At 70.2% G+C, this 13,005-nt stretch carries 11 protein-coding genes; 5 read left to right on the plus strand and 6 right to left on the minus strand.

What is annotated here, in order from left to right; genetic code table 11:
• The first annotated feature begins 73 nt into the window (after positions 1–73).
• From ACQEUX_RS15380 to ACQEUX_RS15390, 3 genes are all read left to right on the plus strand, one after another.
• Complete coding sequence (locus ACQEUX_RS15380) at positions 74–481, plus strand: GntR family transcriptional regulator (protein ID WP_433047461.1); 408 nt, start codon at positions 74–76, stop codon at positions 479–481.
• Between the two features lie 89 nt (positions 482–570).
• The gene (locus ACQEUX_RS15385; RefSeq protein WP_433047464.1) at positions 571–1,461 is read left to right on the plus strand and encodes an ABC transporter ATP-binding protein; all 891 of its coding nucleotides are present in this window, start codon (positions 571–573) and stop codon (positions 1,459–1,461) included.
• Positions 1,458–2,447: an ABC transporter permease gene (locus tag ACQEUX_RS15390; RefSeq protein ID WP_433047467.1), complete on the plus strand. Its 990-nt coding sequence runs from the start codon at positions 1,458–1,460 to the stop codon at positions 2,445–2,447. Before ACQEUX_RS15385 ends, ACQEUX_RS15390 begins: the two co-directional genes overlap by 4 nt.
• A gap of 48 nt (positions 2,448–2,495) precedes the next feature.
• On the opposite strand, the gene ACQEUX_RS15395 is transcribed toward ACQEUX_RS15390, so the two are convergent.
• On the minus strand, positions 2,496–3,584 hold the full coding sequence (locus ACQEUX_RS15395) for a DNA glycosylase AlkZ-like family protein (RefSeq protein ID WP_433047470.1): 1,089 nt from the start codon (positions 3,582–3,584) through the stop codon (positions 2,496–2,498).
• 160 nt (positions 3,585–3,744) lie between these two features.
• Between ACQEUX_RS15395 and ACQEUX_RS15400 the strand changes: the two genes are divergently transcribed.
• Both ACQEUX_RS15400 and ACQEUX_RS15405 read left to right on the plus strand, forming a co-directional pair.
• Positions 3,745–5,355 carry a hypothetical protein gene (locus ACQEUX_RS15400; protein WP_433047473.1) on the plus strand — a complete coding sequence of 537 codons (1,611 nt, stop codon included), beginning with the start codon at positions 3,745–3,747 and terminating at the stop codon, positions 5,353–5,355.
• Between the two features lie 126 nt (positions 5,356–5,481).
• Entirely contained in the window at positions 5,482–5,835 is a 354-nt protein-coding gene (locus ACQEUX_RS15405; RefSeq protein ID WP_433047476.1) for a hypothetical protein, read from the plus strand.
• A gap of 62 nt (positions 5,836–5,897) precedes the next feature.
• On the opposite strand, the gene ACQEUX_RS15410 is transcribed toward ACQEUX_RS15405, so the two are convergent.
• From ACQEUX_RS15410 to ACQEUX_RS15430, 5 genes are all read right to left on the minus strand, one after another.
• Positions 5,898–7,160 carry an ROK family transcriptional regulator gene (locus ACQEUX_RS15410; RefSeq protein ID WP_433047479.1) on the minus strand — a complete coding sequence of 421 codons (1,263 nt, stop codon included), beginning with the start codon at positions 7,158–7,160 and terminating at the stop codon, positions 5,898–5,900.
• Positions 7,161–7,272: 112 nt separating this feature from the next.
• Complete coding sequence (locus tag ACQEUX_RS15415; protein WP_433047482.1) at positions 7,273–8,376, minus strand: substrate-binding domain-containing protein; 1,104 nt, start codon at positions 8,374–8,376, stop codon at positions 7,273–7,275.
• Positions 8,377–8,427: 51 nt separating this feature from the next.
• Positions 8,428–9,726: a multiple monosaccharide ABC transporter permease gene (gene mmsB, locus ACQEUX_RS15420; RefSeq protein WP_433047485.1), complete on the minus strand. Its 1,299-nt coding sequence runs from the start codon at positions 9,724–9,726 to the stop codon at positions 8,428–8,430.
• Complete coding sequence (gene mmsA, locus ACQEUX_RS15425; protein ID WP_433047488.1) at positions 9,723–11,270, minus strand: multiple monosaccharide ABC transporter ATP-binding protein; 1,548 nt, start codon at positions 11,268–11,270, stop codon at positions 9,723–9,725. The genes mmsB and mmsA overlap by 4 nt, the downstream gene beginning before the upstream one ends.
• Positions 11,271–11,815: 545 nt before the next feature.
• The gene (locus ACQEUX_RS15430) at positions 11,816–12,994 is read right to left on the minus strand and encodes a glutathione-independent formaldehyde dehydrogenase (RefSeq protein WP_433047491.1); all 1,179 of its coding nucleotides are present in this window, start codon (positions 12,992–12,994) and stop codon (positions 11,816–11,818) included.
• Positions 12,995–13,005: the final 11 nt, after the last annotated feature.

Raw genomic sequence — 13,005 nt, forward strand, 5'->3', positions numbered from 1 at the left:
GACACCGGTGCCACTCCCGATAAAGCTGTCTATTAGTCCTACTGTCGTAGGACAACAGAAGGGATCATCACGAGTGATCGAGTTCGTGTTGGACAGCCGGTCGAAGGTGAACACCTACATGCAGCTCGTGCAGCAGGTGAAACAGGCGCTGCGGGTTGGCCTGCTGGTGCCGGGCGACCAGTTGCCGAAGGTCCGGGACGTCGCCCAGTCGCTGGCGATCAACCCGAACACGGTGCTGAAGGCGTACCGCGAGCTGGAGATCGAGGGTCTGGTCGGTGGCCGGCCGGGGGTGGGCACGTTCGTCCAGCGCACCCTGGCCGGCGCGTCCCTGCCCAACCAGGCCGAGTTGCGCGAAGACCTGGTGGCGTGGCTGCACCGGGCGCACGCCGCCGGCCTCACGGCCGAGGACGTCGTCGCCCTGGTGGAGACCACGCTGCGAGCCACCCTCGCCGACGACACCCCGCAGAAGGAGCCCGCGTGAGCGAACGCGAACGAGCGAACCATCAGGCACAGCAGCGAGCGCTGGCGCGGCCGCGAAGCGGTGGCGTGAGCGGGACGAGAGGACAGAGGATGGACATGGTCTTGGAGGCCGACCGGCTGGGCAAACGGTACGGCAGCACCTGGGCATTGCGGGACTGCTCGCTGCACCTGCCGGCCGGCCGGATCGCCGCGCTGGTCGGGCCGAACGGCGCCGGCAAGAGCACCCTGCTGCACCTGTCCGTGGGGCTGCTCAAGCCCGACGAGGGCGCGGTACGGGTGTTCGACAGGTCGCCGTACGGCGACACGGAGGGCCTCGCCGACATCGGGTTCGTCGCTCAGGACACCCCGCTGTACCGGGACTTCACCGCCGCCGAACTGGTCATCGCCGGCGGCAAGCTGAACAAGCGGTGGGATGCGGCGTTGGCCCGCCAGCGGCTGGCGCAGCTCGGCATACCGCCGGACCGGCCGGTCGGGAAACTCTCCGGCGGGCAACGCGCCCAGGTGGCGCTCGCCCTGGCACTGGCCAAGCAGCCCCGGCTGTTGCTGCTCGACGAGCCGGTCGCCAGCCTCGACCCACTGGCCCGGCGGGAGTTCCTCCAGTCGCTGATGGGCAGCGTCGCGGACTCGGGCACCACCGTGCTGCTCTCCTCGCACCTGCTGGCCGACCTGGAGCGCGTCTGCGACTACCTGATCGTGCTCAACGCCTCCCGGGTGCAGCTCACCGGCGCGGTCGACGACCTGGTCGCCGAGCATCGCCAACTGGTCGGCCCCCGGCACGACGGCGGCGCTATCGGGGGCGTCGCCGCCGTGGTCCGGGCCAGCCACACCGACCGGCAGTCCACACTGCTGGTCCGCACCGACGGGCCGGTCACCGATCCGGCCTGGACGATCCGCGAGGTGAGCCTGGAGGACGTCGTACTGGCCTACCTGGCCGACGGCACCACGCAGACCAGTCACAGCGAATGGGGGGTCCCGGCATGATCTGGCTGACCTGGCGGCAACACCGCAAGCAGGCGTTCTACACCCTGCTGGGGTTCGCGGCGCTCGCCGCCCTGCTGGTGCCGATCGGCCTGTCGATGCGGCACAGCTTCGCCGACCTCGGGCTGGCGGACTGTGCACGCCAGCTCGCAAGCACCGACGTGGCGGCGGCGACCCGGGAGACCTGCGACGCGGGCTTCCGCCGCTTCACCAACCGGTACGGCAGCCTGAACCTGGTGGCCGTGCTGCTGATCACCCTGCCGGCGCTGGTCGGCCTGTTCTGGGGTGCCCCGCTGGTCGCCCGCGAGGTGGAGCACGGCACGCACCGCTTCGTCTGGACCCAGGGCGTCGGCCGCACCCGCTGGGCGCTGGTGAAGTTCGGGCTGGTCAGCGCCGCCGTGATCGTCCTCGCGATCGGCTACGGGCTGGGCATCTCGTGGTGGGTCGACCCGCTCACCCAGGCCACGCACGAGGGCCGACTCGGCATGATCGTCTTCGACCTGCAGGGCATCGTCCCGATCGGATACACCCTCTTCGCGGTGGCGCTCGGCATCTTCGCGGGCACCGTGTGGAAGCGGATGCTGCCCGCCATGGGCATCACCCTCGCCGGGTTCATCGGCGTACGGGCGGCGGTGGAGATCCTGGCCCGACCGCACTACCAGCCCGCCCGCACCAAGACCTTCCCGATCGAGGGAGACGGGCCGCCGGTGATGAGCTGGGGTGACTGGATCCTCACCCAGGGCGTCCGGAACCCGGACGGGACGATGATCGCGGAGGACACCCGGATCCAGTGTCCGCCGGGCGGCAAGGGGCCGGACGGTCGGGTCTGCGGCGCCGAACTGGGCCTCGAGCCGGGCGCGTACAACTGGCAGCTGTACCAGCCGGCGGACCGGTTCTGGCTGTTCCAGAGCATCGAGACGGGCATCTTCGTCGCCCTCGCCCTGCTCCTGCTCTACTTCGCCGTGCGCCGGGTCCGCCGGATCGCGTAGCCGGATGACGGGTGCTCGTCGGGGCGCGGGGGCCTCGGCGATCACCCGTCAGCGCGGGCCCTCGACGGTCAGCGACAGCCAGGCCGCGAGGTCGTGCAGCTCGTCGTGCACGGCCCGGGTCACCTCGGGGGTGAAGGGCACATCCTCATGGATGGCGTGCACGGTGAGCAGGCCGTGGCGGCGGTCGGCCGTGGCGTCCACCTTTCCGACCAGCCGATCGCCGTGCAGGATCGGCAACGCGAAATAACCCCACCGTCGACTGGCCTTCGGCTTGTACATCTCCAGCACGTACTCGTACTCGAAGAGCTCCGCCAGGCGGACCCGGTCGTGCACCAACCGGTCGAAGGGCGACAGCAGCGCCGTGCGCCCGGTGAAGGGCTGCCCGAGCGCGGCCGGGTCCACCCGCCACACCCCCGGCACACCCTCGACGACCGCCGGATCACCGGCCGCACCGACATCCGCCGGCTCGCCGGGCACGACCACCGCCCTCTCCCGGGCGATGCCCAGCGCCCGCAGCCGCCGCTCGTTGCGGAGCAGCAACGCCTGCTCCAGCGGGACCACGGGGGTGTCGGGCGGGTAGACCCGCTCCGCCACGTCCCACAGCCGCTGTCGGCCCTGACGACCGGCGATGGCGACCTCGCCGCGGGCGCCCAGGAACTCCAGCATCTGCGTGACGTTGCGGTTGTTGGTCCAGCCGGACGACGGCCAGGGCACCGAGCACGTGTCCGGGATGTCGCGGGAGAGCAGTGGCCCGCAGCCCCCGAGCTGGTCGAGCACGTCCCGCCGGAACGAGTCGTTGCCGCGCAGCCACGCGCGCTGCCGCTCCTGACTGGGCCAGGCCGCCATCGCGGCCAGATAGAGCCCGAGATCGTCCATCGGACGCACCATCGCCTGGTGCTCGAAGAGCGTCCGGTCGCGTTCGAGGGCCTGGCGCAACTGCGCCGGCTGGTACGACGAGCCGAGCCGGCTCCAGCAGACGAGGTCGGCGCTGGGCGCGACGGCGGCCGTCGGGTCGATCTGCACGAGGGTCAGCTGCCGGACCACCGTGAGCAGGTCGGTCGGACGCGGAGCGGCCAGCAGCTGGGCATGGATGGCGATCCGCCGCGCCTGGGCCCGATCGAGTTGGTGCACGACCACGTCGTCGAGCCTAACGGCGACCCCCGACAGTGCGCCGGTCGCCGAAGTCGGATTCCGGCGCGTCGCCAACGCGACTCAACGTGCCCATCCGCTCACGCCCAGTGCTCCGATGTGGACGCCAGGCCCGGGTCGGCCGGGCCGCAGCGATGGGAGCCCACGCGTGAAGTCCAGAATCCTCCGTCGGGTCGGCGCGTCGGCCGTGGCGCTCGCCTGCGCCGTGCTGGGCGCGGTGGTGCTGCCGGCCACTTCGGCGACCGCCAGCCCGATCCGCAACGCGACCGCCTGGTCGGTACTGCTGTGCAAGTTCAGCGACAAGCCGGCCGAGCCACAACCGCCGTCGCACTTCGCCAACTTCCTCACCGCGGCCGGCGTCGGCACCGGCGGGGTGGCGGACTACCTGGCCGACCAGTCCGGCGGGCGGGTGTCGCTGGCCGGTTCGGTGGTCCGAGGCTGGTACACGATGCCGTACACGCTGGCGCAGTTCCAGACGACCGACCGGTGGACCCGGATCCAGCGCTGCGTGGACACGGCGGCGGCCGCCGGCTACGCGGTGCCCTCCGGCAACCGGATCGCGGTCATGCTCAACGACTGGGTGGACTCCGGCGCGGCGGGCGGTCGGGTGCTGCTCGACCCCGGCGCCTGGAACGTCGGCTTCGCCGCGCACGAGATGCTGCACGGCTACAACCTGGGCCACTCGTTCTCCAACGACACCACCTACCAGAACGCGCCCTGGTCCCAGCCGGGCGAGTACGACGACCCGTGGGACGAGATGAGCGCCATGCACATCTACGCGTTCAACACCGCGAACTACGGCACCAGCGCGGTCGGGCTCAACGGGCCCCACCGCGACGAGTTGGGCTGGCTGCCGAAGAACCGGATCTTCACCATGGCCGCGGACGGGGTCGGCTCGCGCAGCCTCACCCTGGCGCCGCTGGAGGTGCCCGCCGCGAGTGGCCCGCAGCTGATCCGCATCCCGTTCGACCCGGCCGACCTGTTCCACTACTACACGGTCGAGTTCCGTCGCAAGACCGGCTGGAGCGCGGGCATCCCCGCCGACACCGTGCTGCTGCACGAGGTCCGCAACGGCACGCCGACCCTGCTGCGCACCGGCCCCGGCGGCGGTCCGGCGCAGTCGCTCAATGCCAACGGCGTACAGATCGGCGTGAACTGGGTCTCCGGCAACGCCGCCTCGGTGACCGTGACCACCGATGTGGTCAACCGCTGCCTTCAGGGGTACGTCTGGCGCGAGGCCCGCGCGGGCGACCTGGTCTGCGTCACCGGCGCCACCCGCAGCCAGGTGTGGGCGGACAACGCGGCGGCGGCGAGCCGCTGGGTGAACGGCCCGTACGGCCCGCACACCTGCGTCGCCGGCTACGTGTGGCGCGAGGCGTTCGCCGGGGACGACGTCTGCGTCACCGGGGCACAGCGCACCCAGGCCGCCGCGGACAACGCCGCCGCCGCGTCCCGGCGCAACCCGGCCCGGCTGGTGTCCGGCCCGAACACCTGCGTCAGCGGGTACGTCTGGCGCGACGCCGACCAGTCCGACTACGTCTGCGTGACCGGCACGACCCGCTCCCAGGTGCTGGCGGACAACGCGGTCGCCGCGAGCCGCTGGGTCAGCGGCCCGTACGGCCCGCACACCTGCGTCGCCGGCTACGTGTGGCGCGAGGCGTTCCTCGGCGACGACGTCTGCGTCACCGGGGCACAGCGCAGCCAGGCGGCGGCGGACAACGCCGCCGGCCCGGGCCGGGTACTGCGTCCGGCCGGCTGACCGACGGCGCCCCCGGTGGCCGGGCCACCGGGGGCGCAACCGTCGGCGTCGACGCGCGAGGGAGCCAGCCGGGGGTACCCGGCGACCGAAGGGGTACGGAAGGGCCGATCGACTAGGTTCGGCGACATGTCGGTCTCATTGGACGGGCGGCGGTTCGCCGCCGTGGCGGATGTGGTTGCCGGAGAGGTGGGCACGGAGACCGTGTTCGCGTACCACGAGCGCGCTGGCGAGGTGTGGGCCGAGTACGCCGGGGGGTCCATCCGGCGCGGCCACCTCGTCGGCACCCGCGACGGTGACCGGCTGGACTTCCGGTACGTCCAGCTCAACGCCGACGGCCAGACGTCCTCGGGGCACTGCGTGTCCGAGGTGATGGTGCTCGGCGACGGCCGGCTCCGGCTGCACGAGACCTGGTCCTGGGAGTCCCGGCCGGGCAGCGGCACCAGCGTGGTGGAGGAGCTACCACCTGGGCCAACCCCGTGATCCACTCGACTTCGCCGATATCGGGATCACGGCACCGGCGCGCGCAGCGGCAGAAGTCGCGACTACGCAGGGTCGGCGGTGCCGACCTGGCCTGCCACGCCGACGTTCAGCGGGTCGGCCAGCAGCTTGTCGAAGGCCAGTTCGGCGGCACCGATCAGGACGGCGTCGCGGCCGAGTGCCGCCGCGCGCAGCCGAAGGTGCTCGCGGGAGGCCGGCAGCGGCATGGCGTCGAGTCGCCTGCGGACCACGTCCGCTCCGGCGGTGAAGATGTCGCGCAGCGAACCCCCGAACACCACGGCGTCCGGATTGACCACGTTGACCAGGTTGGCCACGCCGAAGCCGAGCCAGTCGGCGACCCGCTCGACCGCCTCCCGGGCGGTCCGGTCGCCGTCGGCCGCCGCGCGCAGCACCTCGGCCACCGCCGCGCGGTCACCGGGATCCCGGCCGGCGTGCCGCAACAGCGCGGCCTCACTGATCTCGGTCTCCCAGCAGCCGCGTGAGCCGCAGCCGCAGGGCAGTCCGTTGGGGTTGACGACCATGTGGCCGACCTTGCCGCTGTGGCCCCGGTGGCCGATGACCAGCCGGCCACCGACGATGATGCCGGCGCTGATCCCGACGTCGCCGTGCAGGTAGATGAGGTCGTCGACGCCCGCTGCCACGCCCCGTACGTGCTCGGCCAGCCCGGCGATGTCGGCCAGGTCACCGGCCACGAAGCCCGGGCAGGTGGTCAGTTCGGCCTCGAGCGCGGCGCCGAGGGTCGCCTCGACGCTGGCGACCCGGATCTCGCCGTCCGGGTTGCGGGTGGTGTCGGTCACCGCGACCGCGCCGCCGACCAGCAGCGCGTCGGGGGCCACCGCGCGTTCCATGTCGCGGACCAGGTCGGCGAGCGGCCCGACGGCGTCGACCGCCGACATGCCACTGGGCCGGGCGACCTCGCGCAGGTCGAGGATGCGCCCGCCGAGGCCGACCCGGGCGGCACGCAGCCGGTCCGCGTCGATGCTCAGGGCGTGCGCGTAGACCCGGTCGGAGCGAGGGCTGACCACCAGCGAGGGGCGTCCGGCGCGACGGGCCGTGGTGGGTGCCTCCTCGGTGACCAGGCCGCTGGCGACCAGGTCGGCGGCGAGGGCGCCGATGGTGCTGCGGTTGAGGCCGAGTCGACTGGTCAGCTCGGCCCGGGACGTTGGCCCGTGCAGGTGCACGTAACGCAGCACGGCGCCGAGGTTCTGCCGCCGGATCTCCTCCTGGCTGGCGCCGGGCACCGACGGCAGCGGGGATTCGGCGTTGCGGCCGACACCGGCTGGCCTGGACCGGTTGGGTGCTTCCACGGTCAGACCTCCTTCCGGGTCGTTGCCGGGTGGTGCGGGGGTACCAGGACGACGATGGGTCCCGGAAGAGAAGATCCGGGACCCATCGGCGTTGCTGCCTACCGTGTGGTGATTACTTGGTGAGCGGCGCGAGCTTCGGGTCGTTGGCGTACGCCTCAGCCGCGTTCGCCTTGGTGACGGCGACCGGCGGGAGCAGGTACGTGTCGACGACCTTGCTGCCGTTGTTGTAGGACTTGGTGTCGTTCACCTGCGGGGTGTTACCAGCCTGGAGAGCCTTGACCATGTTGATGGTCTCCTTCACCAGGTTCCGCGTGTCCTTGTTGATCGTCATGTACTGCTCGCCAGCCACGATCGACTTGACCGACTCAACCTCGGAGTCCTGACCGGTGACGATCGGGGTCGGCTTGCCAGCACCCTTGACCGAGGTCAGGATCGCGCGGGCCAGCGTGTCGTTCGGGGAGAGGACGCCGTCCAGCTCCTTGCTGCCGTAGGTCGAGGTCAGCAGCTGGTCCATGCGGGCCTGCGCACCCTCGGCCTTCCAGCCCTGGATGGCGGTCTGCTTGACGTCCTTCTGACCCGAGGCGACAACGACGTTGCCCTTGTCGATCTCCGGCTTGAGCACGCTCATCGCGCCGTCGAAGAAGACACCGGCGTTGTTGTCGTCCGGCGAACCGGAGAACAACTCGATGTTGTACGGGCCGTTCGGCTTCTTGGCCTTCATGCCGTCCAGCAGGGCCTGGCCCTGGAGCTGGCCGACCTTGAAGTTGTCGAACGCGACGTAGTAGTCGAGGTCCGGCGTGTTGGTGATGAGCCGGTCGTACGCGATGACCTTCGCGCCGGCCGCGTGGGCCGCGGCGACCTGGGTCGACAGCTGCGCGGCGTCGGTCGCGCCGATGACGATGACCTTGGCGCCCTTGGTGGTCATGGCGGTGATCTGGGCCTGCTGGTCGGCAACCGTGGTCGACGCGCCGGCGTACTGCACGTCAGCCTGGAAACCGGCCTCCTTGAGACCGTTGCTGAACAGGTCACCGGCGAGGACCCAGTTCTCCGAGGTCTTGGCCGGGAGGGCCACGCCGATCAGCGAGTTGGCCGGGAACCCCTTGGCGGCCTCGCCGCTGGAGCCGCTGTCACCGTCACGGCCGGAGCCGCAGCCGGCGAGGGCCAGCATGGCGGCGGCGCTGATGGCCACCACCGACGTGCCGAAGAATTTACGCATGGTGAGGACTTGCCTTTCTAGATGTGAGACGGGTGGAGAGGTCGGTGGCCGTCAGCCGGACACCGCTGCCTTGGCGGGCTCGCGCTCCGCGTCCGGCGGTGAGGCGGGTGGCGTGGAGTCCTCGCGACGGAACGGTCGCATCAGACTTCCGATGATGGAGAACCGCCCCTGGCTCTTGTTGTAGACGTCGATCGCGACGGCCAGCAGCAGGACCAGGCCCTTGATGATCTGGACGCGGTCGGTGCCGACGCCCATCAGTTGCAGGCCGTTGTTGAGCACGGCCATGACGAGACCACCAACGATCGAACCGCTGATGGTGCCGATACCGCCGGAGACGGCCGCGCCACCGATGAAGACCGCGGCGATGGCGTCCAGTTCCCAGCCGTTGCCGTCCTGCGGCCCGGAGGCCGCCGAACGGGCCACGAAGATCATGCCGGCCAGCGCGGCCAGGACGGACATGTTCATCATGACGAAGAAGTTGACCCGCTTGAGCTTCACACCGGACAGCTCGGCCGCCCGGGAGTTGCCGCCCACCGCGTAGATGTGCCGGCCACCAGCCGTGTTGCGGGTGTAGAAGGAGTACGCGATGACCAGGACCAGCAGGATGATGCCGGAGATCGGGAAGCTGGTGCCGACGCGACCGCTGGCGAAGCGCAGCGCGGCGAAGGCGATGACCCCGACCATGATGGCCATCCGCAGGATCGAGATCCACATGGGCGCCGGGTCGGCGTCCATCGCCCGACGGGTCTTGCGGGCCTGGATCTCGCGCCACACCACCGCCACCGCCGCGACCAAGCCGAGCAGCAGCGTGGCGTTGTTGTAGCCGGTGTTCGGACCGAACTCGGGCAGGAAGCCGGAGCCGATCTCCCGGAAGCCCTCCGGCACCGGGATCGTGTTGGCGTTACCGATGTACTGGTTGCCACCGCGGAACAGCAGCATGCCGGCCAGGGTGACGATGAACGCCGGGACGCCGATGTACGCCACCCAGAAGCCCTGCCAGGCGCCGATGATCGCGCCGATCGCGAGGCCGAGCAGGATGGCGACGGGCCAGGGCAGCGACCAGTCGGCCATCGACTTGGCCACCAGGATGCCCGCGAAGGCGGCGACGGAGCCGACCGAGAGGTCGATGTGCCCGGCGACGATCACCATGAGCATGCCGATGGCCAGAATCAGAATGTACGAATTCTGCTGGAACAGCGCGATCAGGTTGTCCGACCGCAGGGTGAGGCCGTCGGTCAGGATCTGGAACAGGACGACGATCGCCACCAGGGTGAAGATCATCCCGAACTGGCGAGCGTTGGAGGTGGTGCCTCCGAACAGGTTCTTCTGAAGGTCCTTCAATCGGCTCATCGTGTCAGCATCTTCTTCGTCGAGGTCATCTGCTTCATGAGGTTTTCCGGGGTGGCGTCGGCCCGGGCGATCTCGCCCGTGATGGCGCCTTCGAACACGGTGTAGATGCGGTCGCAGAGCCCGATCAGCTCAGGCAGCTCCGAGGAGATGACGACGACGCCCTTCCCCTGGTCGGCGAGCCGCTGGATGATGCCGTAGATCTCGTACTTCGCACCCACGTCGATGCCGCGGGTCGGCTCGTCGAGGATCAGCAGGTCCGGGTCGGTGAACATCCACTTCGCCAGGACGACCTTCTGCTGGTTGCCGCCGGAGAGCTTCGAGACGCTCTCGTCGACCGTCGGGGCCTTGGTCCGCAACTCCTTGCGGTACGCCTCAGCCGCCTGGTACTCCTCGACCTCGCTCAGGACGCCGTGGTGCGAGATCTTGGACAGCTTGGCGGCCACCGTCGACGACTTGATGTCGTCGAGCAGGTTGAGGCCGATCGCCTTGCGGTCCTCGCTGACGTACGCGAGCCCGTTGTCGATCGCGTCCGCGACCGACTTCAGGACGATCTCCTTGCCGTCCTTGATGATCGTGCCCGACTCGAACACCCCGTAGGAGCGGCCGAAGACACTCATCGCCAGCTCCGTGCGGCCCGCGCCCATCAGGCCGGCGAAGCCGACGATCTCGCCGCGACGCACCACGAAGCTCTCGTTCTTGCAGACCTGCCGCTCGGCGGAGATCGGGTGCCGGACGTTCCAGTTGCGAACCTCGAAGAAGACCTCGCCGATCTTCGGGGTGTGGTCCGGGAACCGGCTGCTCAGCTCGCGGCCGACCATGCCCCGCACGATCCGGTCCTCGTCGACCCCGTCCGCCTTGACGTCCAGGGTCTCCACGGTCCGGCCGTCACGCAGGATGGTGATCTGGTCGGCGATCGCCTCGATCTCGTTCAGCTTGTGCGAGATCATGATCGAGGTGATGCCACGGGACCGGAAACCACGCAGCAGGTCCAGCAGGTGCCGGGAGTCGGCCTCGTTCAGCGCAGCCGTCGGCTCGTCCAGGATGAGCAGCTTCACGTCCTTGGCGAACGCCTTGGCGATCTCCACGAGCTGCTGCTTGCCGACCCCGATGTCCTTGATCAGGGTGTCCGGGTCTTCCTCGAGACCGACCCGGGCCATCAGGTCCAGTGCCATCCGGTTCGCGGCCTTCCAGTCGATCGCGCCCCGCTTGCGCGGTTCGTTGCCGAGAAAGATGTTCTCGGCGATCGACATGCCCGGAATGAGCGCGAGCTCCTGATGGATGATCACGATTCCGGCGTTCTCGCTCGCCCGGATGTCGGAGAACTTGCTCTCCGAACCCTGGTAGACGATCTTGCCGTCGTAGGTGCCGTGCGGGTAGACCCCGCTGAGGACCTTCATCAGCGTGGACTTGCCCGCGCCGTTCTCGCCGCAGATGGCATGGATCTCGCCGGCGCGAACCACCAGGTTGACGTCGGAGAGGGCCTTGACTCCGGGGAACTCCTTGGTGATGGAGCGCATCTCAAGGAGGATCGGCACGTCGCTCATCGCTTGTACCACCTCACCAACGTCATCGGTTGCCTCCGGAAGGTTGAACCTTCACTTGGTTTTGTTGTTGACGGCAACGTATTGCGGCGGCGGGGCCATCCGCAAGGCGAGGGACTGTTGAAAATGTAACAATCCGGCAATATAGACGTGGCACAGTGTTCGCTCGTCACAGCGCCCCCCGCAGCCCCTCCCGGAACCCCGGACCGGCTTGCGACACCCCTCGTCGACCACCGACAGCACAGTGATCGACTGCGACCGCTGCCACAGCTCCGCCACCAGGCACGACCCGCTGCGGGCCGGACGAACGGTAGCGCACCGCCCGCCCCGCCCCATCGAATGATCTTGATCGGGCTCCCGTTCCGGAGCCGCACACAGGAACGCTCCGGCGGCCCCGGACCGCTGTGTGACCCACGCCTCTGCCGGAGGAACGGATCGACCAGGATCACCTGCCAGCATCGGGCGGCCGGAGGCGGATCAGTGCCTCGGCGTCCCATAAGTGCAGATCACGGCCGTACGCCATGCCGGCCCACGCCGGAGCCGACCGGTCAGCTGGGGCGCAGCACCACCTTGATCACGCCGTTCTCCCGGCGGTCGAAGCGGCGATAGAGATCGGGAGCGTCGGCGAGGGTGGCGTGGTGGGTCACGATCACGCTGGGCCGGGCGCGGCCCGCGACGACGAGGTCCCGCAGCAGCACCGTGTAGCGGCGGTCGTGGGTGCGGCCGAACCGGACCGCGACACCCTTGCTGAACAGCGTCCCCCAGGGCGCGACCAGATCCTCGCGGCCGTTCGCGCCGGCGCGGGGGTGCGGGTCCCTCTCCGGGTACACACCGGCGACCGCGATCGCACCGGCGGGGTTGACCAGCCGGGCCGCGTCGGAGATGACCTGGTCCGGGCGTTCCCGCTCCGGGCGTTCCCGATCGCGGGCCTGGAACCCGACCGCGTCGATGACCTTGTCGACTCCACCCAGTTTCTCCTCGCCGAGCGGTAGCCCGGCCCGGGCCCGGTCGGCGCGGATCTGCTCGACCGGGTCACCGCGGCGGAAGTCGATCGGCACCGCGCCGATCTCGCCGGCCATGTCGAGCCGGGCGTCGACGCCGTCGACGCAGTACACGACCCGGGCACCTCGCAGCAGCGCCGAGTAGGCGCCGAGTAGGCCGATGGTGCCGGCACCGAACACCGCCACCGTGTCACCGGGCTCGACCCCGGCGAGGGTCGCGGCGGCGTGCCACCCCGTGACGAACGCGTCGGCGAGCAGCACGAAGTCGTCCTCGTACGCGTCCCCTGGCTCGCCGGGCACGGGTACGCAGTTGGCGTCGGCCCACGGCACGCGCAGCAGGTCGGCCTGGGCACCCCGGTACGGACCCATGCCGGCGTAGCCATACGCGGCGCCCGGCCCCTCGGCCCGAACCCGCAGGCAGGCCGCCGAGAGCCCTCGGGCACACATCACGCACGTCCCGCAGAACAGATGTGTGGGGATCACCACGCGCGTGCCCGGCCGGACGGTCTGCACCGCGCTGCCCACCTCCTGGACCACGCCGAGCGGTTCGTGGCCGAGCACCAGCCCGGGCTGGGCGTCGGTCCGTCCGTCGTACATGTGCAGGTCGGTGCCACACAGGGCGGTGGAGGTGATCCGCACGAGCGCGTCGGTCTCCGCCTCCAGCGTCGCGTCGGGCACCTCCCGCACCGCGACGGTCCGGACGTCCGTGTAGACGACGGCTCTCATCCCGGCCCTCC

Source organism: Micromonospora sp. CA-259024, from assembly GCF_050936255.1.
GTDB lineage: Bacteria > Actinomycetota > Actinomycetes > Mycobacteriales > Micromonosporaceae > Micromonospora.